Genomic DNA, 21,318 nt, shown 5'->3' with positions numbered 1-21,318 from the left:
GGTGTCATATCGAACGAGACTGTCGGCCTGCCTTTTCGCGGCGGCACTGGGACCGCAGGCGGTCGCCGCACAGGACTTCAACCAGGCTCAGGTGTGGCATTTCGATTGCGCGGAGGAGGGGCAGACCGCGAGCGAAGGGCGGTTCAGCATCGTCTGGAACAGGGATGCGTGTCTTGCGCGCCTGACTTGGCCCAACGGCAACGGAAAAGGTCTGTCGATCATTCACGGCTTTGCCGATGGCGCGCAGTCTAGCGTGCATTTCTGGTACAGCCCCGCAACCGCGAAATTCACCGGAGGGGAAACAGCGGAAAGCCGCTATGGCGGCTGGGTCGAAGGCTTTGGGCCGGGATTTGTCTCGATCCGGTCGAGCGGCGAGATCGCGGTTACAACCCATGACATCATCTACGGCGGGATGCGGGCCTTCAGTTCAGAAGGCACCTGCGCCATCGAGGCCGAATCCCTGGAGGCGAAATGATGGAGCTTCTTAACGCACTGATGGTGCTGATGAATTTCGTCATCGTCCCGGCGCTGACCTATGGCAGCCAGCTGGCGCTTGGGGCGCTGGGGGTTACGCTGGTCTATGGCATCCTGCGGTTCTCCAACTTTGCTCATGGCGACGGGATGGCGCTGGGCACGACCGCCGTGATCCTGTTCACCTGGTGGTTCCAGTCCTTGGGGATCAGCTTGGGCCCGGTGCCGACGGCGCTGCTGGCGCTGCCCTTCGGCATCGCGGCGGCGGCGGCGCTGATGCTGGGGACGGACCGGGTGGTCTATCGTTTCTACCGGACGCAGAAGGCGAAACCGGTGATCCTTGTGATCGTCTCGATGGGCGTCATGTTCATCTACAACGGCATCACGCGCTTCATCATCGGGCCGGACGATCAGAATTTCGCCGACGGGGCGCGGTTCCTGTTCACCGTGCGCGAGTTCCGCGACTGGAGCGGGTTGGACGAGGGCTTTGGCATCCGAAGCACGCAGGCGCTGACCGTGGTGACGGCGGTGATCGTGGTGGCGGCGCTGTTCTGGTTCCTGAACCGGACCCGCACCGGCAAGTCGATGCGCGCCTTTTCCGACAATGAGGACCTGGCGCTGCTGTCCGGCATCAACCCGGAAAAGGTGGTGGCGGTGACCTGGCTGCTGGTGGCGGCGCTGGCGACCATCGCGGGCACGCTCTACGGGCTCGACAAGAGCTTCAAGCCCTTCACCTATTTCCAGCTGCTGCTGCCGATCTTCGCGGCGGCCATCGTCGGTGGCCTGGGCAGCCCGCTGGGCGCGATCGCAGGCGGTTTCATCATCGCGTTTTCCGAGGTGACGGTCACCTATGCCTGGAAGAAGGTGCTGGAATACGCGTTGCCCGAGGCGCTGGCGCCCGAGGGGCTGATGCAGCTCATGTCGACCGAGTACAAGTTCGCGGTCAGTTTCATGATCCTCGTCGTGGTGCTGCTGTTCAAGCCCACGGGTCTGTTCAAGGGGAAGGCGGTATGAGCGACGGGTTGAGAAACGCGGGGCTGTTTGCGCTGGTAGCAGCTCTGATCGTCGGGACGGGCATGCTGCAAAGCTGGAACACGGCGCTGGTGATCCTGAATTTCGGCCTGATCAGCGCGATCATGGCGCTGGGCGTGAACCTGCAATGGGGCTTTGCGGGCCTGTTCAACGTGGGCGTCATGGGCTTTGTCGCGCTGGGCGGCCTGGCGGTGGTGCTGGTCTCGATGCCGCCGGTGGGCGCGGCCTGGCAGGCGGGGGGCTTGGGCATTCTTGCCGGGCTGGTGCTGGGGGCTGCGACCATCGCGGGGGCGATCCTTCTGTGGCAGCGGATGTCGCCGGGGCGGGCGCGGGGGCTGGCCTTGTTGGCGCTGGGCCTGGTGGGCTTCTTCGCCTTTCGCGCGGTGTTCGACAGTGGCGTGCAGGCGGTCGAGGCGGTGGACCCGGCGCTGACGGGTTACCTGGGCGGGCTGGGCCTGCCGGTGCTGCTGGCCTGGCCGGTTGGCGGCCTGCTGGCCGCGGGCGGGGCCTGGGTGATCGGCAAGACGGCGCTGGGACTGCGGTCTGACTATCTCGCCATCGCGACGCTGGGGATCTCCGAGATCATCATCGCCGTGATGAAGAACGAGGACTGGTTGTCGCGGGGCGTGAAGAACGTGATCGGCCTGCCTCGGCCGGTGCCCTACGAGGTCGACCTCCAGAACGACCCGGCCTTCGTCGAGCAGGCGGCGGGGCTGGGGCTGGACGCGGTCACCGCCTCGGGGCTCTGGGTCAAGACGCAGTATGGTGTGCTCTTCGCCATCGTGCTGGTGGTGATCTTCGTCGCTCTGCAACTGGCGCTGAAAAGCCCCTGGGGGCGCATGATGCGCGCCATTCGCGACAACGAGACCGCGGCGCGGGCGATGGGCAAGGACGTGACGCGCCGGCATCTTCAGGTCTTTGTGCTGGGCTCGGCGATCTGCGGGCTGGCGGGCGCGATGATGACCACGCTGGACGGCCAGCTGACCCCGTCGAGCTACCAGCCGCTGCGCTTTACCTTCCTGGTCTGGGTGATGGTGATCGTCGGCGGGTCGGGCAGCAACCTGGGCGCGGTGCTGGGCGGGTTCCTGATCTGGTTCCTCTGGGTGCAGGTGGAGCCGCTGGGCGCGCTGCTGATGCAGGGGATCACGGCGGGCATGGCGGATGGATCGGCGCTCAAGGCGCACCTGCTGGACAGCGTGGCGCATATGCGGCTGCTGACCATGGGGATCGTGCTTCTGCTGGTGTTGCGCTTTTCGCCTCGCGGGCTGATCCCCGAGAAATGAGACCGGTCCCTTGGGACGGGTCAGGGGAGGGGCGCTTCGGCGCCCCTTCTCCGTGTACGGGGTGTCGGACGCCGCTCGTCCGCTGCGCGGACATCGCCCCGCCCGCCATCCCGCGCGGGCCTGTGCCATTGATAGGATTTGGTTATGAACTGCATCCGAAAATGCAACTTATACAAATGCCTTCCCTCTGTTAGAACGATTCCACTTTCAGGGCGGCGCGGCGCGACATGAGTCGCGCGGGTGCTGGGTGTGGCGCCTTTGCCGCCTGACAGGCTTGCAAACAAAGGGAGAGACCCATGGACGGAAACGATATCGGCAAGTGCCCGGTGATGCATGGCGGGAATACCGAGGTCGGCACTTCGGTCGTGCATTGGTGGCCGGCGACGCTGAACCTCGACATCCTGCACCAGCATGACAGCAAGGTGACTCCGCTGGGCAAGGAGTTCAGCTATCGCGACGCGGTCAAGTCGCTGGATTTCGAGGCCGTGAAGGCCGACGTCAAGGCGCTGATGACCGATAGCCAGGACTGGTGGCCGGCCGACTGGGGCCATTACGGCGGCCTGATGATCCGCCTGGCGTGGCATTCGGCCGGCTCCTACCGCCTGGCCGATGGCCGTGGCGGCGGCGGCGCGGGCAACATCCGCTTTGCCCCGCTCAACAGCTGGCCTGACAACGGCAACCTCGACAAGGCCCGCCGCCTGCTGTGGCCGGTCAAGAAAAAGTACGGCAACAAGCTCAGCTGGGCCGACCTGATCCTGCTTGCCGGCAACATGGCCTATGAATCGATGGGCCTGAAGACCTACGGCTTCTCCTTTGGCCGCGAGGACATCTGGCATCCCGAGAAGGACGTCTACTGGGGTGCCGAGCGCGAGTGGCTGGCCCCGAGCGAGAACCGCTACGAGGATCTCGACGATCCCTCGACGCTGGAAAACCCGCTGGCCGCCGTGCACATGGGCCTGATCTACGTCAACCCGGAAGGCGTGAACGGCAAGCCCGACCCGCTCAAGACCGCGGCCCAGGTGCGCGAGACCTTTGCCCGGATGGCGATGAACGACGAGGAAACCGCGGCGCTGACCTGCGGCGGACACACCGTCGGCAAGGCGCATGGCAACGGCGATGCCGGTGCGCTGGGGGCAGAGCCCGAAGGCGCCCCGATCGAGAACCAGGGCTTTGGCTGGATGAACCCGAACATGGGCGGCAAGGCGTCGAACGCGATCACCTCGGGCATCGAGGGCGCCTGGACGACCAACCCGACCAAGTGGGACATGGGCTATTTCGAGTTGCTCTTCGGCTATGACTGGGAACTGACCAAGTCGCCCGCCGGTGCCAACCAGTGGCGGCCGATCGGCATCAAGGAAGAGCATATGCCGGTCGATCCCACCGATCCGACCAAGCGTGTCATGCCGATGATGACCGACGCCGACATGGCGATGAAGATGGACCCGGCCTATAATGCGATCTGCCAGAAATTCATGGCCGACCCGGCCTATTTCGACGATTGCTTTGGCCGCGCCTGGTTCAAGCTGACCCACCGCGACCTGGGCCCGCGCAACCGCTATATCGGACCGGATGCGCCGGCCGAGGACCTGATCTGGCAGGATCCGATCCCCGCTGGTTCGACCTCGTATGACGTGGACGCGGTGAAGGCGAAGATCGCGGCCAGCGGCCTGTCGGTCTCCGAGATGGTTTCGACCGCGTGGGACAGCGCCCGCACCTTCCGCCAGTCCGACCTGCGCGGCGGTGCCAATGGCGCGCGCATCCGCCTTGCCCCGCAGAAGGACTGGGAGGGCAACGAGCCCGCCCGCCTGAAGAAGGTCCTGTCGGTGCTGGAACCCATCGCGGCCGAGACCGGCGCGTCCATCGCGGACGTGATCGTGCTGGCCGGCAATGTCGGCCTGGAACAGGCGATCAAGGCCGCCGGGTTCGACATGACCGTGCCCTTCACGCCTGGCCGTGGCGATGCGACCGACGAGATGACGGATGCCGACAGCTTTGCGGTGCTGGAGCCGCTGGCAGACGGGTTCCGCAACTACGTCAAGAAAGACTACGTCGTCACGCCCGAGGAAATGCTGCTGGATCGTGCGCAGCTGATGGGCCTGACCGGCCCCGAGATGACCTGCCTCATCGGCGGCATGCGGGCGCTGGGCACCAACCACGGCGGCACGGCGCATGGCGTCTTTACCGACCGGGCGGGCGCGCTGACGACCGACTTCTTCGTCAACCTGACCGACATGGCCTACAAGTGGGTGCCCAAGGGCGACGGAACCTACGAGATCCGCGACCGCAAGGCCGACGCGGTCAAGTGGACGGCGACCCGCGTGGACCTGGTGTTCGGCTCGAACTCAATCCTGCGGTCCTATGCCGAGGTCTATGCCCAGGACGACGCGCCGGAGAAATTCGTGAAGGATTTCGTGGCGGCCTGGACCAAGGTCATGGAGGCGGACCGCTTCGACGTGAAGTGATCCACCGCCCATCCGGCACATGGCGCGGTCCCCTCGGGGGCCGCGCCTTTTCTTTTCCGCGACGGCTGCCGTGCCATTGCGCGGCAGCCGTGCGACTGTTGTGGTCAGGCCGTCTCTGCCACGCAATCGGCGAAGTAACGCACGGTTCCGGATGCATCCTTCTCCTGCACCAGACCGTGAATATCCGTCTCGAACCCCGGGCACTGGAGAGAGAATTCGCGATTGAACTTGAGGTATTCGACGATTTTTCCGTTGAAGACCTCGCCCGGGATCAGCAGCGGAATGCCCGGCGGGTAGGGGGTGACAAGGCTGGTCGTCACGCGGCCCTCGAGATCGTCGATGGCCACCCGTTCCGTCTTGCGCCGCGCGATATGGGAAAAGGCCTCGGTCGGCGTCATCGCCGGGTGATGGTCGGTGAGGTAGATCTCGGTCGACAGGCGCGCGACGTCGTGTTTCGCGTAAAGCGCATGCACGTGCTGGCAGAGGTCGCCCAGCCCCATGCTTTCATAGCGCGGCTGCTTGGCGCAGAACTCCGGCATGACCCGCCACAGCGGCTGGTTCCTGTCGTAGTCGTCCTTGAACTGCTGCAATGCGGCCAGCAGCGTGTTCCACCGGCCCTTTGTGATGCCGATGGTGAACATGATGAAAAAGCTGTAAAGCCCGGTCTTTTCCACCACGACACCATGTTCGGTCAGGTATTTCGAGACGATCGAAGCCGGGATGCCGTTTTCCTCGAACCGGCCGTCGATGTTCAACCCGGGGGTGATGATCGTGGCCTTGATCGGATCCAGCATGTTGAAGCCGCGCGCCATGTCGCCAAAGCCGTGCCAGGCATCCGCGCCCGAGCTTTCGACGCCCTCGCTGTCGGTCTTCTTGAGTTCCCAATCCTTGGCGCGGCCGATCCCTTCCTCGGCCAGCGCATCCGGCCCCCAGACCTGGAACCACCAGTCATTGCCGAATTCCTCGTCGACCTTGCGCATTGCGCGGCGGAAATCGAGCGCCTCGACCAGGCTTTCCTCGACGAGGGCGGTTCCGCCCGGCGGCTCCATCATCGCGGCGGCGACGTCGCAGGACGCGATGATCGAGTATTGCGGCGAAGTCGAGGTGTGCATCAGGTAGGCTTCGTTGAACAGCTGCGGGTCCAGCGGCGTCGTCTCCGAGTTCTGCACCAGCACGTGGCTCGCCTGGCTGATGCCGGCAAGCAGCTTGTGCAGGGACTGGGTCGAGTAGGTGACGGAATGCTTCGTGCGCGGCCGCTTGCGCCCCATCGCGTGATAGGTGCCGTAGAACGGGTGGAAGGCGGCATGTGGCAGCCAGGCCTCGTCGAAATGCAGGTTGTCGACATAGCCGTCCAGCAGGCTCTTGACCTCTTCGGTGTTGTAGAGAACCCCGTCATAGGTCGATTGCGTCAGCGACATGATGCGCGGCTTGACCGTGTCGGCATCGACCCCCTCGAGCAGCGGGTTGGCCCGGATCTTGGCCTTGATCTGCTCGGGCTCGAATTCGGATCGCGGGATCGGGCCGATGATGCCCCAGTGGTTGCGCGTCGGCCGCATGAAGACCGGGATGGCGCCGGTCATGATGATCGAATGCAGGATCGACTTGTGGCAGTTGCGGTCGACCACGACGACATCGCCGGGCGCGACCGTGTGATGCCAGACCATCTTGTTCGAGGTCGAGGTGCCGTTGGTGACGAAAAAGCAGTGATCGGCGTTGAAGATCCGCGCCGCGTTGCGTTCCGACGCGCCGATGGCGCCGTTGTGATCCAGCAGCTGGCCCAGTTCCTCGACCGAGTTGCAGACATCGGCGCGCAGCATGTTCTCGCCGTAGAACTGGTGATACATCTGACCGATGGGCGATTTCAGGAACGCCACGCCGCCGGAATGGCCGGGGCAATGCCAGGAATAGGACCCGTCCTCCGCGTAATCGAGCAACGCCTTGAAGAAGGGCGGCTGGATGCCTTCGAGATACGTCTTGGCCTCGCGGATGACGTGGCGGGCCACGAATTCCGGCGTGTCCTCGAACATGTGGATGAACCCGTGCAGCTCGCGCAGGACATCGTTGGGCAGATGGCGCGAGGTCTTGGTCTCGCCATAGACGTAGATCGGCACGTCGGCGTTCTTCCAGCGCACCTCCTCGATGAAGGTGCGCAGGTTCAGCACGGCGGGATCGAGGTCGGGCCCCGGGGTGAATTCCTCGTCGTCGATCGACAGCACGAAGGCCGAGGCGCGGCTCTGCTGCTGGGCGAATTGAGACAGGTCGCCGTAGCTTGTTGCGCCCAGCACCTCGAAGCCTTCGGCCTCGATTGCCTGGGCGAGGGCGCGGATGCCGAGGCCAGACGTGTTGTCCGAACGGAAATCCTCATCGATGATGATGACGGGAAAGCGGAACTTCATGAACGTCTCCTCGGGTTGAGCACGGCTTTCCCTTTTCATAACGACACGGCAGGGAGCAGCAAGGGTCGTTCCTGTCCCCGGCAGGATCCCACGCAGTCCCGTTTCCTCTCCGGCAGGCCGCGCGGGGGGTAACGGGGCGGGCCCGAACCGTCCACCGACAGCCGGGGAATGGCCCCTGCTGCGCGGGCGGCGGGCGGCGGTCTGGCGGCGGTTTTGCGCAATTCGGGTCTTTCGGTTCGGGGTCTACCTGCGCTACGCCTTGGAAAAACGGGGAGAACGGGATGCGGAACGGCGGACAGTTGCTGGTCGACTGCCTGGTGGCGCAGGGGGCAACGAAGTCCTTCGGCGTGCCGGGGGAAAGTTACCTGGCCGTGCTGGATGCGCTGCATGACACGCGCGGACGGCTGGATTTCGTGCTGTGCCGGCAGGAGGGCGGCGCGGCTTTCATGGCTGCGGCCTGGGGCAAGCTGACCGGCGCGCCGGGGATCTGCTTCGTGACGCGGGGCCCGGGGGCGACGAATGCCTCGATCGGGGTGCATACGGCGATGCAGGATTCTTCGCCGATGATCCTGTTCGTGGGCCAGGTGGGCACCGACATGAAGGGGCGCGAGGCCTTCCAGGAACTGGATTACCGCGCCGTCTTCGGCACGATGGCGAAATGGGCCGCCGAGATTGACCGGGTGGAGCGCATCCCCGAAATCCTCGCCCGCGCCTGGACCGTCGCCACCACGGGCCGGCCCGGCCCGGTGGTCATCGCGCTGCCCGAGGACATGCTGACCGACAGCACCGACGCGGCGCCGCTGCGTGGCCCGGCGAGGATCGTTCCCGCAGCGCCCTCGACAACGGCGCTGGCCGAGGCGCGCGCACTGCTGGCCGGGGCGGAACGCCCGCTGATCTTCCTGGGCGGCAGCAACTGGACACCAGAGGGCCGCGCCGCCCTGCAAAGCTTTGCCGAGGAAAGCGACATTCCGGCGGTGGCCGTGTTCCGCTACCAGGATCAGTTCGACAACGATTCGCAGTCCTTCTGCGGCCATGCCGGGGTGGGGATGTGGCCCTCGACAAAACGGCTGATCGCCGAGGCCGACGTGATCCTGGGGATCAACGTGCGCTTCGGCGAGAATTCGACCGATGGCTATACCCTGCTCGACGTGCCGCAGCCGAAACAGCGGCTGATCCATGTGCACGGCTCGGACGACGAACTGGGCAAGGTCTATGTGCCCGAGCTTGGCATTCATGCCGACCCTTCCGCCATGGCGCAGGCGCTGGCGGCCGCGCCCGTCTCGGGCGGCTGGGCCGGCTGGCGGGCTACGGCGCGGGCGGCGTTCGAGGCGGGCTTTGCCCTGCCGGATCAGCCGTCGCCGGTGGACATGGGCAAGGTCATCGCCCATCTGCAAGAGGTTCTGCCCGAGGATGCGATCCTGACCAATGGCGCAGGGAATTTCGCGGTATGGCCCGGGTATTTCTTCAAATACGGCGCGCGCCACCGGCTGCTTGCGCCGCAATCGGGGGCGATGGGATACGGCGTGCCGGCGGCGGTGGCGGCAAAGGTCGCGCATCCGGGGCGGGCCGTGGTCTGCATCGCGGGCGACGGCGATTTCCAGATGACCGGGCAGGAACTGGCGACCGCTGCGCAGGCGGGGGCCCAACCGGTCATCCTGATCGTCAACAACGGCACCTATGGAACGATCCGCGCCCACCAGGAGCGGCATTATCCCGCCCGCGTGTCGGGCACCGACATGGTCAGCCCGGATTTCGCGATGCTGGCCCGCGCCTATGGCTTTCATGGCGAGCGGGTCGAGCGCACCGAGGATTTCGCCGCGGCCTTTGCCCGCGCGCTGGCATCGAAGACCGGGGCGGTGCTGGACCTCAACGTGTCGGCCGAGGCGCTGACCCCGCGCGTGACGCTGAGCGCCATGCGCGAGGCGGCGCTGGCGAAACAGGCATGATCCGCGCCCGCGACGCGCTCTGGCTGGGGTTCTTCGCGGCGATTCTCGCCGCGTGGGGCTGGCTTTACCTGATGGCGCGGGCGGCGGATGTGGACTGGCTGGGACGGCCCGGCCTCTGGGCCGAAACGCTGGCGGCGCTGTGTACCGGGCCGGGGGCCTCGGTCGCGGGGTTCGCGGCGGTCTGGGCGATGTGGGCCGCGATGGGGGCGGCGATGATGCTGCCCACGATGTTGCCTGTGCTGCGCACCTATCAGCGCCTTCCGGTGGCCGACACACACGGCATGGCAGGGCTGATCGGCGGATACCTGGCCATATGGGGGGGCTTTGCCGTTCTGGCCGCCGGCGCGCAGGTGGGGCTGTCGGCACTGGGCTGGCTCGACGCCTCGGGCGCGGTGACACTGGCGGCGGTGCAGGGCGGGTTGCTGGTGATCGCCGGGCTCTACCAGTTCAGCCAGTACAAGGATTCGTGCCAAAGCGCTTGCCTGTCGCCGATGTCCTTCTTCATCGGGCGTTATCGGCCAGGCACGCGTGGCGCGGTTCGCATGGGGCTGGAACTGGGCGCGCTCTGCGTCGGCTGCTGCTGGGCGATCATGGCGCTGGGCTTTGTCGGCGGGGTGATGAACCTGGCGTGGATGGGGCTCGCCACGCTGTTCATGGTGCTGGAAAAACTGCCGCAGGTCGGGCGGGTCTTGACCCGGCCCGCCGGGGGCGTTCTGGTGGCCAGCGGAGCGTGGGTCGCGCTGCAAGGCTTTACGGGAGGATGAGAAATGGGACTTGAACGCAAGCCGGACGCGGATCGCCTGCCGGTCAGCCAGCGGATCGACCAGCGGATGCCGAACCCCAAGCGGCGCCAGATGCGCCCCACCGACTGGGCGATCAAGGGCGAACTGTTCCTCAACTGCTCTTGCACGGTGTTCTGCCCCTGCGTCGTCAGCCTGGGCAAGCACGACCCGACAGACGGCACCTGCAAGGCCTGGATGGCCATCGCCATCGACGAGGGCCATTACGAGAACCATGACCTCACCGGCGTCAACGTGGGCCTGATGGTCGAGATCCCCGGCAAGATGGCCGAGGGCGACTGGCGCGTGGCCGTCTATATCGATGACAGCGCGACGCCCGGAGCCTACAACGGTCTGCTCAAGATCCTCTCGGGCGAGGCGGGCGGCACCACCGGCCTGTTCACCATGCTCGTCAGCACCATCATCGGGCATGAACGCGAGAAGGTCGAGATCGTCCGCGACGGTCGCAAGCGCGGGCTTTACATCGGGCGCAAGATCCAGGGAGAGATCGAGATGATCGGTGGCGCCTCAAAGGATCATCCGGTGATGGTGTCGAACACAAAATACTGGATGGGGCCGGATGTGATCGTGGCGCAGGCGGGCAAGTCCAAGGTGCGAGACTATGGCCGGGTTTGGGACCTGTCGGGCAAGTCGGGCGAGATCTGCGCCATCGACTGGAAGGGCGCCGCGGGATGATCACACCGCGCTATTGCGTGACCATGGCGCGCTACAACGCGTGGCAGAACCGGCAGGTCAAAGCCGCCTTCGAGGCGCTTTCGCCGGAAGACCTGACGCGCGACCGGGGGGCGTTCTTCGGCTCGATCCTGGCCACGGCGAACCACCTGCTGTGGGGCGACCGGATCTGGCTGTCACGGTTCACCGGAGGCGAGCCGCCGGTCGGCAGCATCGCCGAGAGCGTCGGCCTGACAACCTCGCGCGAGGATTGGGCGCTGGAGCGGTTCCGCGTCGACAGTGCACTTCTGCGCTGGGCCGACGGGTTGAAACAGGTCGACCTGGCCGGGCCGCTGCGCTGGCAGTCCGGCGTCACCGGTCGCGAGATGGTCAAGCCCGTGGGTCTTTGCGTGACGCACATGTTCAACCACCAGACCCATCACCGCGGGCAGATCCACGCGATGCTGACCGCTGCCGGGGCCGAGGCCCCGGTCAGCGATCTGTTCGTGCTGCCGGACGAAGGGCCGTGGCTGTGAAGCGACCCGGCACCCGCAGGCCGGCCTTGGGGGAGACGTCGACATGGCCATGATCGCACCGTCGCGGCGCCTGCGGCGCACGCCCTTTTCCGAAGGCGTCGAGGCTGCCGGGGTCAAGGGCTACACGGTTTACAACCACATGCTTCTGCCCACCATGTTCGCCTCGGTGGTCGAGGATTACCGCCATCTCAAGACGGCCGTGCAGGTCTGGGACGTGGCCTGCGAACGGCAGGTCGAGGTGCGCGGGCCCGATTCCGCCCGCCTGGTCCAGATGCTGACCCCGCGCGACCTGCGCGGCATGTTGCCGGGCCAATGCTACTATATGCCCGTGGTTGACGAGACCGGCGGCATGCTGAACGACCCGGTCCTGGTCAAGCTGGCCGAGGACCGCTGGTGGGTCTCGCTGGCCGACAGCGACCTGCTGCACTGGATCAAGGGGATCGCCTATGGCTACCGGCTGGACGTGCTGGTGGACGAGCCAGACGTCTCTCCCCTGGCGGTGCAGGGGCCGCAAGCGGACGAGCTGATGGCGCGGGTCTTTGGCGATTCGGTGCGCGCCGTGCGCTTCTTCCGCTTCGGCTGGTTCCGGTTCCAGGGCCGCGACATGCTGGTGGCGCGCTCAGGCTATTCCAAGCAGGGCGGCTTCGAGATCTATGTCGAGGGCGGGGACATCGGCATGCCGCTTTGGAATGCGCTGTTCGAGGCGGGCCGCGACCTTGACGTGCGTGCAGGCTGCCCCAACCTGATCGAGCGGATCGAGGGCGGGCTGCTGAGTTACGGCAACGACATGGACCGCTCGAACACGCCGCATGAATGCGGGTTGGGCAAGTTCTGCAACACGGCGACCGCGATCGGCTGCGTCGGGCGCGACGCGCTGCTGCGGGTCGCGCAGGAGGGGCCGGTGCGCCAGGTCCGCGCCATCGAGATCGAGGCCGACAGCCTGCCGCCTTGCGACCGGCACTGGCGGCTGCTGGACGGCGACCGCATTGTGGGGCGCGTGTCGAGCGCGGCGGTGTCGCCGGATTTCGGCTGCGGCGTGGCGATCGGCATGGTGCGCATGACGCATTGGGAGGCGGGCACGGCACTGAGGGTGGAGACGCCGGACGGCATGCGGCTGCCCGCTCGCGTCCGCGAGAATTTCTGGGTCTGAGAGCCGGGTGGAGACGCCCGGGGGCCCGCCCCCTGGACCCCCGGCGTTGTTCTGGCAAGATGAAGGGAGACTGACATGTTCAACGCGCTGGTGGTCCGCAAGGGCGAGGAAAGCGGCAAGACGTCGGCATCGGTCGAGCAGATCGGCCTTGACGATCTGCCTGCGGGCAATGTGACCGTGGCGGTGGAATACTCCACCGTGAACTACAAGGACGGGCTCTGCATCGGGCCGGGCGGGGGCCTTGTGCGCAAGTATCCGCATGTGCCGGGCATCGATTTCGCCGGGACGGTCGAGGCGTCGGACGATCCGCGCTACAAGCCCGGCGACAAGGTCGTGCTGACCGGCTGGCGCGTCGGCGAGGTGCATTGGGGCGGCTACGCGCAAAAGGCGCGGGTGTCGGCCGACTGGCTGGTGCCGTTGCCCGAGGGGCTCGACACGCGGGCGGCGATGGCCGTGGGCACCGCCGGTTTCACCGCGATGCTGGCGGTCATGGCGCTGGAGGATCACGGGTTGAGCCCCGACAAGGGCGAGGTTCTGGTGACGGGCGCCGCAGGCGGCGTGGGATCGGTCGCCACCGCGATCCTGGCGCATCTGGGCTACCAGGTGGCGGGTGTCACCGGGCGACCCGAGCAGGAGGGCTATCTCAAGGGCCTGGGCGCCACGCGCATCGTCGCCCGCGAGGAGATCGCCGAGCCGGTCAAACGGCCGCTGGAGGCCGAGACCTGGGCGGGCTGCGTCGACGCCGTGGGCGGGCCGATGCTGGCACGCGTGCTGGGTCAGGTGAAATACGGCGGCTCTGTTGCGGCGGTGGGCCTTGCGGGGGGCGCGAACCTGCCCGCGACGGTCATTCCCTTCCTGCTGCGCGGCGTGAACCTGCTGGGCATCGACAGCGTCATGCAGCCCTACGAGAACCGTGTGCGCGCCTGGGGCCGCATCGCCAAGGACCTGCCGATGGACAGGCTCGAGGCGATGATCCACCCCGCCACTCTGTCCGACCTGCCGCAACTGGGCGCGGACATCCTCAAGGGCCAGGTGCGCGGCCGCGTCGTGGTCGACGTGAACGCCTGAACTGCGCCCGCCTGCGGGCGGGCTCGTCAGGAAAAGACGAACGTGTCCGCGAGCGCGTTGCCGAGGATCCATTCGGCGGCGAGCTGCGGTGTAACCGTCTCGCGGGCTTGTGGCCTTGGAGGCCGCGAGACAGGTGCGCGCGGCTTCTCTCCATCTTCCGTCTGTGCCCAGATGCGAAAGAGGTTGGCGCGCTGCTGCTGCAACGTGGGCCGCATCTGGGTTCTGGCATCGTCGGTGCGCATGGGGGCGTTCCGCTGGTTGCTTGCTCGACTTTCGAAAAGGTTAACCAGAAATTCGGGCGGCAATATGGCGGGCGCGCCGATGCCTGATACGCCGGGCGGCGCCGCTGGCCGCGAACGGTGTTGGGCGCGGTGCGCGCGTCCGAAACCAAGACGTTCCTTGGGTCGGCAGTCCTGAAAAGGGGGGCGATACCGGGCTTGCAGCACGGCGCCCGGTTTCCTGGGCCACGTCGTTGGGCCGGGCGCGGTAAGAAATCGCCGGCATCATCCCGACGCGCCTCGTCGGCAGAACGGCGCGTCGCGGCTGGCCTTGACGCCACCCTGCTGCCGACCTGTCGGAAAGGGTCGGTCTTTCCATCTTGCCGTCGACCGACGCGCCTTTTGCCCGGTTGTCTTGCCGGTTCCGAGCCTTGCCATCGCGCGCAAGGGCCGGGCGGCGAAACCAGATGCGCATCGCAGGGTTGGGTGGTATCAGGGCGTGTTCCGGCGCGCCTCTTCTGCCGCTTGACCTCGACCGCGCCGCGCTGTCTTGTCGGACAAAAATGAGGGGATACATGCTGGATCTCGATTTCGTTCGGGCGCAGTTTCCGGCCTTTTCGGTGCCGGACTTGCAGGGGCAGGCTTTTTTCGAGAATGCGGGCGGGTCATACCCTTGCGCGCAGGTGGTGGACCGGCTGACCCGCTTCTACCGCGAGCGCAAGGTGCAGCCCTATGCGCCCTATCCCGTCTCTCGCCTGGCGGGCGAGGAAATGGACGAGGCGCGGACACGGCTGGCCGCGCTGCTGGGCGTGGCGCGGGACGAACTGAGTTTCGGCCCCTCGACCACGCAGAATACCTATGTCCTGGCGCAGGCCTTTCGCCAGATGATGCAGCCGGGCGAGGTCATCATCGTCACCAACCAGGATCACGAGGCCAATTCCGGCCCGTGGCGGCGGCTGGAGGCCGATGGCATCGTGATCCGAGAGTGGAAGATCGATCCCGAGACCGGGCATCTCGACCCCGAGCGCCTGGCCGCGCTGCTGGACGATGGTGTGCGGCTGGTGTGCTTTCCGCATTGCTCGAACGTGGTGGGCGAGATCAACCCGGTGGCCGAGATCACCGCGCTGGCCCATGCGGCGGGGGCCTTTGTCTGTGTCGACGGGGTCAGCTATGCGCCGCATGGCTTTCCCGACGTGGGGGCGCTGGGGGCGGATATCTACCTGTTCTCGGCCTACAAGACCTATGGCCCGCACCAGGGCATCATGGTGGTGCGCCGCGCGCTGGCCGAGGCGCTGCCGAACCAGGGACACCATTTCAACGGCGGCACGCTGTACAAGCGCTTCACGCCCGCGGGGCCGGATCATGCGCAGGTCGCGGCCTGTGCCGGGATGGTCGACTACGTCGAGGCGCTGGCCGCGCATCACGGCACAGCACCCGGTGAGGTGGCCGGGCTGATGCGCGCGCAGGAGGAGGCGGTGCTGCGCCCGCTGCTGGAGGCGGTGCAGGGGCGGAACTCTGTCCGGGTGATTGGCCCGGTCGAGGCCGAGCGGCGCGCGCCCACCATAGCCCTCGCGCTGAACCGGCCGGCAGAAGCGGTGGCGGCAGAGCTTGCGGCACACGGGATCATGGCGGGTGGCGGCGATTTCTATGCGCTGCGGCCCTTGCAGGCGATGGGCGTGGACCTCGAGAAGGGCGTGCTGCGCCTGTCCTTCACCCATTACACCAGCCCTGCAGAGGTGGCGCAACTGATCGAGGCGCTGGACGCGGTGCTGTGACGGCAGGAACGGTGCGCTGGTTGCGCCTTGCGCGGCCCGGGCCTCACGCCCGCCCCTGCGGGGCTCCCCACGGTATTCGGAAACCAAACAGGGGCAGGGCGCGGGCATTGACCCCGGGGCTTGCGCGCTAGGTTGCGGCCTCGGCAAGGGAGACGAGACGTGACCGAAAAGACCCCCATCCTGCTCTGGTTCCGCCGCGACCTGCGGCTGAGCGATCACGCCGCGCTGCATGCGGCGGTCGAAACCGGGCGGCCGGTGATCCCGGTCTTTGTCCGCGACGTGCTGGTGGACGGGCTGGGCGCTGCGCCGAAATGGCGGCTGGGTCTGGGGCTGGGCCACCACGCGACGGCGCTGGAGCAGAAGGGCGCGCGGCTGATCCTGCGCTCGGGCGACGCGCTGGAGGTCTTGCAGGCGCTGGTCAAGGAGACAGGGGCGGGGGCGGTCTGGTGGATGCGGGCCTATGACCCCGACAGCGTGGCCCGGGATACGCGCGTCAAGGAGGCGCTGAAGGGGCAGGGGGTGGATACGAAATCCCTTGCCGGGCACCTGCTGTTCGAACCCTGGACGACCGAGACCAAGACGGGCGGGTTCTACAAGGTCTACACGCCCTTCTGGAAGGCGGTGCGCAGCCGCGACGTGGCCGAACCGCTGCCGGCGCCATCGCGCATTCCCGCGCCCGAGGCCTGGCCGCAGAGCGAGGCGCTGGCGGACTGGCGGCTTGGCGCGGCGATGCGGCGGGGCGCCGCAGTGGTGGAGCCCTTCGTCCGGCTGGGCGAAGCGGCGGCGCAGGGGCGCCTCGGGGCCTTCATGGCGTCGAAGGTGGCGCAATACGACGAGGCGCGCGACCTGCCCTGGACCGATGGCACCTCTTGCCTGTCCGAGAACCTGAGCCTGGGCGAGATCAGCCCGGCCACCTGCTGGCACGCGGGCCGCCGCGCCATGGAGGAGGGTAAGCCCGGAGCCGAGACCTTTCTCAAGGAGCTGGTCTGGCGCGAGTTCGCCTATCACCTCATGTGGCACACACCGCGCATCCTGACCGGCAACTGGCGCGAGGACTGGGACGCCTTTCCGTGGAACACCGATGACACCCGGCCCGAGGTGATCGCCTGGCAGCGCGGGCGCACCGGTATCCGCTTCGTCGATGCGGGGATGCGCGAAATGTATGTCACCGGCCGGATGCACAACCGCGCCCGGATGATCGTCGCCAGTTACCTGACCAAGCACCTGCTGACCCACTGGAAGATCGGCCTGCGCTGGTTCGAGGACTGCCTGATCGATTGGGATCCGGCGGCGAACGCGATGGGCTGGCAATGGTCGGCAGGATCCGGCCCCGATGCGACGCCCTATTTCCGCGTCTTCAACCCGGTCACGCAGCGCGACAAGTTCGATCCCCGCCGCGCCTATGTCGACCGCTGGATCGCCGAGGGGCAGCGCACCCCCGGCAAGGATGCGCTGGCCTATTTCGAGGCGATCCCCGAAAGCTGGGGCATGGCGCCCGCCGACCGCTATCCCGAGCCGATCGTCGCGGCGGACGAGGGGCGGCAAAGGGCGCTTTCGGCCTATGAAAACCGTGGCTTCTGACACGCATACGGGGTTTTCGGTCGGCGGACGCTTGTCAGACCCGCCAATGACTCTAGACTGTCTGGCCAGACGGGACAGTGGGGACTGCATGATCCTGACCAGCACAGAAGGCCAGACCGGCCTTCCCAGATATTTTTCGCGGGTTTTCGACGCGGCTTGCGCGATGAACCGGGGGCGGCTCGACTTTGTCCTGCCGGACGGGAGGCGCTTCAGGGCCGAGGGGCGCAATGCCGGCCCCGTGGCCGAGCTCGACATCCATAACGCAGACATCTTCGGCCGGCTGATCCGCGAGGGCGACCTCGGCTTCTGCGAGGCCTATCTGGATGGCTGGTGGTCGACGCCGGACCTGATGGCCTTCATGGACCTGGTTCATGCCGACAATGACGAGCTGTATGACGGCTTTCCGGGGATGAAGCTGGCGCGCGCCTACGAGATGCTGCGCTTCTGGCTGCAATCGAATTCGCGGCGGCAGGCGAAGAAGAACATCAGCTATCACTATGACCTTGGGAACGATTTCTACGGGCTGTGGCTGGACGACACGATGACCTATTCCTCTGCCCTGTTCGAAAGCGGGCAGGAAAGCCTGGAAAAGGCGCAGATCGCCAAGTACGCCAGCATGGTCGACCAGATGGGCGCCAAGCCCGGCGACCATGTGCTGGAAATCGGCTGCGGCTGGGGCGGCTTCGCGGAGTATGCCGCAAAAGAGCGGGGGCTGCGGGTGACCGGCCTGACGATCAGCCAGGAGCAGTTCAAGTATGCGCAGGACCGCATTGCCAAGGCGGGCCTGTCGGACCTCGTGACGTTCAAGCTGCAGGACTACCGTGACGAGCGCGGCCAGTATGACGGCATCGCCAGCATCGAGATGTTCGAGGCGGTCGGCGAGAAATACTGGCCGGTCTATTTCGAAACGGTGCGCGAACGGCTGAAGCCCGGCGCCAACGCGACGCTTCAGATCATCACCGTCCAGCATCGCCGCTGGGAGGTCTACAAGCGCGGTGTTGACTTCATCCAGAAATACATCTTTCCAGGCGGCATGCTTCCCAGTCCGGTGGTGCTGCGACAGGAGGTGGAAAAGGCCGGCCTGCGCGTCGCGCGGTCGATCGAGTTCGGCGAAAGCTACAGCCAGACGTTGCGGCGCTGGCACGATACGTTCAACGATCGCTGGGAAGAGGTGCGCGGCCTGGGTTTCGACGACCGGTTCCGGCGGATGTGGAACTTTTACCTTGCGTCTTGCGCCGCGACCTTCCACTCCGGTAACTGTGATGTGACACAGATCACGATTACAAGGCCCGGTTGACCGATGCCCACTGCCGCGAAACTTGTTGCTGCCTTGTGCCTTGCGGCGCTCGGCTTCGCGGTGTCCGAGGTCATCAAAACCATCCTGCCCGCCAGCATCGACTTTGGCGCTTTCTCGCTGGTCAATGCGGCACTGGGCTTTGTCCTGGGCTGGGTGGTGATGGGCAAGCGCGCCGGGCGCGGCATGTCGGCGGCGATCTCGAACGGGTTCACCGGCATGGCCGCGCTGGTACTCTGGGGCCTGTTCATCCAGGGCGTGAACGAGATGGTCGATCTTGCCATGAGCCGCCGCTATGACGGCCCGTTCGAGGCGCTGGTGGCGATCTTCCAGATCATGACGGATTATGCCGGGCAGATGCTGGACCTGAAGGTGATCACGCTGCTTCTGGTCGGCGGCATCATCGCCGGCGTTCTGACGGAAATCGCGGCGAAACGCTGGCGATGAGCGCGCTGTTCTTCTACGGCACGCTGCGCTACCGCCCGCTGCTCGAGATCGTGCTGCGCGACAGCGCGCCCGACCTGCGGCTGACTCCGGCTCTGCTTGCGGATCACGCGGTGCATTGGGTGGCGGATCAGCCCTTTCCGATGATCCTGCCCGAACCGGGCGCCGAGGCCGAGGGGCTGCTGGCCGAAGGTCTCACCGACGCGGCCATCGCGCGGCTCAACTTTTACGAGGGCGGCTTTGCTTATGCGACTCGTGCGGTGAGCGTGCAGACCGCGCATGGCGCGGTCGCAGCGGGCGTGTTCTTTCCTCAGGAGGGGCTGTGGCAGGCCGGTGCGCCCTGGTCGCTCGACGACTGGGCGGCGCGCTGGGGCGAGATCACCCTGGGTGCCGCGCGCGACGTGATGGCGCGCCATGGCGTGCAGGACTCGGCCCATGTCATGTCGCTGCTGCCGTTCCTGCGGTCGCGCGCCTGGGCGCGGCAGATCGCGGCGCGCGGTGCGCCCGCGACCCGGCGGAAGGCGCCCGACCCGGATGCCCTTCAGGTCGAGCCGGTTCCGGGCGCCGGATATGACGGCTTTTTCGGCCTGCGCGTCTTCGACGTGCGCCACCGCCGCTTTGACGGCGAGTGGAGCCCGATGGTCCGGCGCGAAAGCTTCATCGCCTTCGACGCGGCGCTGGTGCTGCCCTACGATCCTGTCACTGACCGGCTGCTGCTGATCGAGCAGTTGCGCTATGGCCCGATCCTGCGCGGCGATCCCGCCCCTTGGGTGCTGGAGCCCGTCGCGGGCCTGGTCGATGCGGGCGAGGAACCGGCCGATGCCGCCCGGCGCGAGGCGATGGAGGAGGCAGGGCTGGCGCTGGGCGACCTGATCCCGATGATGCGAGGCTATGCCTCGCCCGGTTACTCGACCGAGTTCTTTCACTGCTTTCTCGCGCTCTGCGACCTGTCGCAGGTCAGGGGCGGGCTCGGCGGGCTGGACGCGGAACACGAGGACATCCTCAGCCATGTCCTGCCTTTCGACGATGCGATGGCGCTGCTCGACAGCGGCGAGGTGACGGCGATCCCGCTGGCCTCGATGCTGCTGTGGCTGTCGCGCTGGCGTGACCGGCACCGCGCATCGGCTTGAGTTCGGCCCGCGCCGCGCCTACACCGGATCAAAAGGAAGGAAAGGACGCATCATGCGTGTTGCCAGCGATCTTGCCGACGCCGTGGGGAACACCCCGCTCATCCGCCTGCGCAAGGCCTCCGAGATGACGGGCTGCGAGATCCTCGGCAAGGCCGAGTTCATGAATCCCGGCCAGTCGGTCAAGGACCGCGCGGCGCTGTTCATCATCCGCGACGCTGTGGCGAAGGGGCTGCTGAAGCCCGGCGGCACCATCGTCGAGGGCACGGCGGGCAATACCGGCATCGGGCTTGCCCTGGTCGGCGCGTCGATGGGCTTCAAGACCGTGATCGTCATCCCCGAGACGCAGAGCCAGGAAAAGAAGGACATGCTGCGGCTGGCAGGGGCCGAGTTGGTGCAGGTTCCGGCCGCGCCCTATTCCAACCCCAACAATTATGTCCGCTATTCCGGCCGCCTTGCCGAGGAATTGGCAAAGACGGAACCGAACGGCGCGATCTGGGCCAACCAGTTCGACAACGTGGCGAACCGCCAGGCGCATGTGGAAACCACCGGCCCCGAGATCTGGGAACAGACCGGCGGAAAGGTGGATGGTTTCATCTGTGCGGTGGGTTCGGGCGGGACGCTCGCAGGGGTGGCCGAGGCGCTGCAACCCAAGGGCGTCAAGATCGGGCTGGCCGATCCCGAGGGAGCAGGGCTGTTCAAGCTCTATACCGGAGAGCCCAATCCCGGCGACTCGATCACCGAGGGGATCGGCCAGGGCCGCATCACCGCCAACCTCGAAGGCTTTACGCCGGATTTCGCCTGGCGCATCCCTGATGCCGAGGCGCTGCCGATTGTCTTTGACCTGTTGTCCGACGAGGGCCTTTGCATGGGTGGCTCGACCGGCGTGAACGTCGCCGGGGCGATCCGGCTGGCGCGGGAACTGGGGCCGGGGCACACGATCGTCACCATCCTGTGCGACTATGGCACCCGCTACCAGTCCAAGGTGTGGAACCCCGATTTCCTGAAATCCAAGGGCCTGCCTGTGCCCGGCTGGCTCGACCGCGCGCCGGCCTCGATCCCGGGCGTGTTCGAGGGGTGATCC

General features: G+C 66.6%; 18 protein-coding genes. 16 read left to right on the top strand and 2 right to left on the bottom strand.

Going from position 1 to position 21,318, the window contains the following annotated elements; genetic code table 11:
* Nucleotide 1 precedes the first annotated feature (1 nt).
* From KB874_RS02905 to katG, 4 genes are all read left to right on the top strand, one after another.
* Complete coding sequence (locus KB874_RS02905; RefSeq protein WP_212535032.1) at nt 2-475, top strand: hypothetical protein; 474 nt, start codon at nt 2-4, stop codon at nt 473-475.
* Nucleotides 475-1,485 carry a branched-chain amino acid ABC transporter permease gene (locus tag KB874_RS02900; RefSeq protein WP_212535313.1) on the top strand — a complete coding sequence of 337 codons (1,011 nt, stop codon included), beginning with the start codon at nt 475-477 and terminating at the stop codon, nt 1,483-1,485. Before KB874_RS02905 ends, KB874_RS02900 begins: the two co-directional genes overlap by 1 nt.
* Nucleotides 1,482-2,786 carry a branched-chain amino acid ABC transporter permease gene (locus tag KB874_RS02895; protein WP_212535031.1) on the top strand — a complete coding sequence of 435 codons (1,305 nt, stop codon included), beginning with the start codon at nt 1,482-1,484 and terminating at the stop codon, nt 2,784-2,786. The genes KB874_RS02900 and KB874_RS02895 overlap by 4 nt, the downstream gene beginning before the upstream one ends.
* Nucleotides 2,787-3,082: 296 nt before the next feature.
* Complete coding sequence (gene katG / locus KB874_RS02890; RefSeq protein ID WP_212535030.1) at nt 3,083-5,248, top strand: catalase/peroxidase HPI; 2,166 nt, start codon at nt 3,083-3,085, stop codon at nt 5,246-5,248.
* A gap of 104 nt (nt 5,249-5,352) precedes the next feature.
* Here katG and KB874_RS02885 read toward each other — a convergent pair whose 3' ends face one another.
* Nucleotides 5,353-7,644 (bottom strand): arginine/lysine/ornithine decarboxylase, encoded by a 2,292-nt coding sequence (locus tag KB874_RS02885; RefSeq protein WP_212535029.1) that lies wholly within the window; start codon nt 7,642-7,644, stop codon nt 5,353-5,355.
* 281 nt (nt 7,645-7,925) lie between these two features.
* Here KB874_RS02885 and KB874_RS02880 point away from each other — a divergent pair, with 281 nt between their 5' ends.
* The 6 genes from KB874_RS02880 (at nt 7,926) to acuI (ending at nt 13,795) form a co-directional block, all read left to right on the top strand.
* Nucleotides 7,926-9,590, top strand: a complete 1,665-nt coding sequence (locus KB874_RS02880) for a thiamine pyrophosphate-dependent enzyme (RefSeq protein WP_212535028.1) — start codon at nt 7,926-7,928, stop codon at nt 9,588-9,590.
* Nucleotides 9,587-10,354, top strand: coding sequence for a DUF2182 domain-containing protein (locus tag KB874_RS02875; protein ID WP_212535027.1), 768 nt, complete (start codon nt 9,587-9,589; stop codon nt 10,352-10,354). Before KB874_RS02880 ends, KB874_RS02875 begins: the two co-directional genes overlap by 4 nt.
* A gap of 3 nt (nt 10,355-10,357) precedes the next feature.
* Nucleotides 10,358-11,065 carry a DUF1326 domain-containing protein gene (locus KB874_RS02870; RefSeq protein ID WP_212535026.1) on the top strand — a complete coding sequence of 236 codons (708 nt, stop codon included), beginning with the start codon at nt 10,358-10,360 and terminating at the stop codon, nt 11,063-11,065.
* Entirely contained in the window at nt 11,062-11,577 is a 516-nt protein-coding gene (locus KB874_RS02865; protein WP_212535025.1) for a DinB family protein, read from the top strand. The genes KB874_RS02870 and KB874_RS02865 overlap by 4 nt, the downstream gene beginning before the upstream one ends.
* A 43-nt stretch (nt 11,578-11,620) precedes the next feature.
* On the top strand, nt 11,621-12,727 hold the full coding sequence (locus tag KB874_RS02860) for a dimethylsulfoniopropionate demethylase (protein WP_212535024.1): 1,107 nt from the start codon (nt 11,621-11,623) through the stop codon (nt 12,725-12,727).
* Nucleotides 12,728-12,802: 75 nt separating this feature from the next.
* The gene (acuI, locus tag KB874_RS02855) at nt 12,803-13,795 is read left to right on the top strand and encodes an acryloyl-CoA reductase (protein WP_212535023.1); all 993 of its coding nucleotides are present in this window, start codon (nt 12,803-12,805) and stop codon (nt 13,793-13,795) included.
* 26 nt (nt 13,796-13,821) lie between these two features.
* Here acuI and KB874_RS02850 read toward each other — a convergent pair whose 3' ends face one another.
* Complete coding sequence (locus tag KB874_RS02850) at nt 13,822-14,037, bottom strand: hypothetical protein (protein WP_212535022.1); 216 nt, start codon at nt 14,035-14,037, stop codon at nt 13,822-13,824.
* 551 nt (nt 14,038-14,588) lie between these two features.
* On the opposite strand from KB874_RS02850, the gene KB874_RS02845 reads away from it, so the two are divergent.
* The 6 genes from KB874_RS02845 to KB874_RS02820 all read left to right on the top strand — a co-directional run bounded on the left by KB874_RS02845 (nt 14,589) and on the right by KB874_RS02820 (nt 21,315).
* The gene (locus KB874_RS02845; RefSeq protein WP_212535021.1) at nt 14,589-15,788 is read left to right on the top strand and encodes an aminotransferase class V-fold PLP-dependent enzyme; all 1,200 of its coding nucleotides are present in this window, start codon (nt 14,589-14,591) and stop codon (nt 15,786-15,788) included.
* Nucleotides 15,789-15,947: 159 nt separating this feature from the next.
* Complete coding sequence (locus KB874_RS02840; RefSeq protein WP_212535020.1) at nt 15,948-17,369, top strand: cryptochrome/photolyase family protein; 1,422 nt, start codon at nt 15,948-15,950, stop codon at nt 17,367-17,369.
* Between the two features lie 88 nt (nt 17,370-17,457).
* Nucleotides 17,458-18,666, top strand: a complete 1,209-nt coding sequence (locus KB874_RS02835; protein ID WP_212535019.1) for an SAM-dependent methyltransferase — start codon at nt 17,458-17,460, stop codon at nt 18,664-18,666.
* Nucleotides 18,667-18,669: 3 nt separating this feature from the next.
* On the top strand, nt 18,670-19,110 hold the full coding sequence (locus KB874_RS02830) for a TrgA family protein (protein WP_212535018.1): 441 nt from the start codon (nt 18,670-18,672) through the stop codon (nt 19,108-19,110).
* Complete coding sequence (locus tag KB874_RS02825) at nt 19,107-20,237, top strand: NUDIX domain-containing protein (protein ID WP_212535017.1); 1,131 nt, start codon at nt 19,107-19,109, stop codon at nt 20,235-20,237. The genes KB874_RS02830 and KB874_RS02825 overlap by 4 nt, the downstream gene beginning before the upstream one ends.
* 52 nt (nt 20,238-20,289) lie before the next feature.
* On the top strand, nt 20,290-21,315 hold the full coding sequence (locus KB874_RS02820) for a cysteine synthase A (RefSeq protein ID WP_212535016.1): 1,026 nt from the start codon (nt 20,290-20,292) through the stop codon (nt 21,313-21,315).
* Nucleotides 21,316-21,318: the final 3 nt, after the last annotated feature.

Origin of the sequence: Thetidibacter halocola, assembly GCF_018224955.1 — a bacterium.
GTDB lineage: Bacteria > Pseudomonadota > Alphaproteobacteria > Rhodobacterales > Rhodobacteraceae > Thetidibacter > Thetidibacter halocola.
This window is presented reverse-complemented; position numbering and strand designations above follow the sequence as displayed.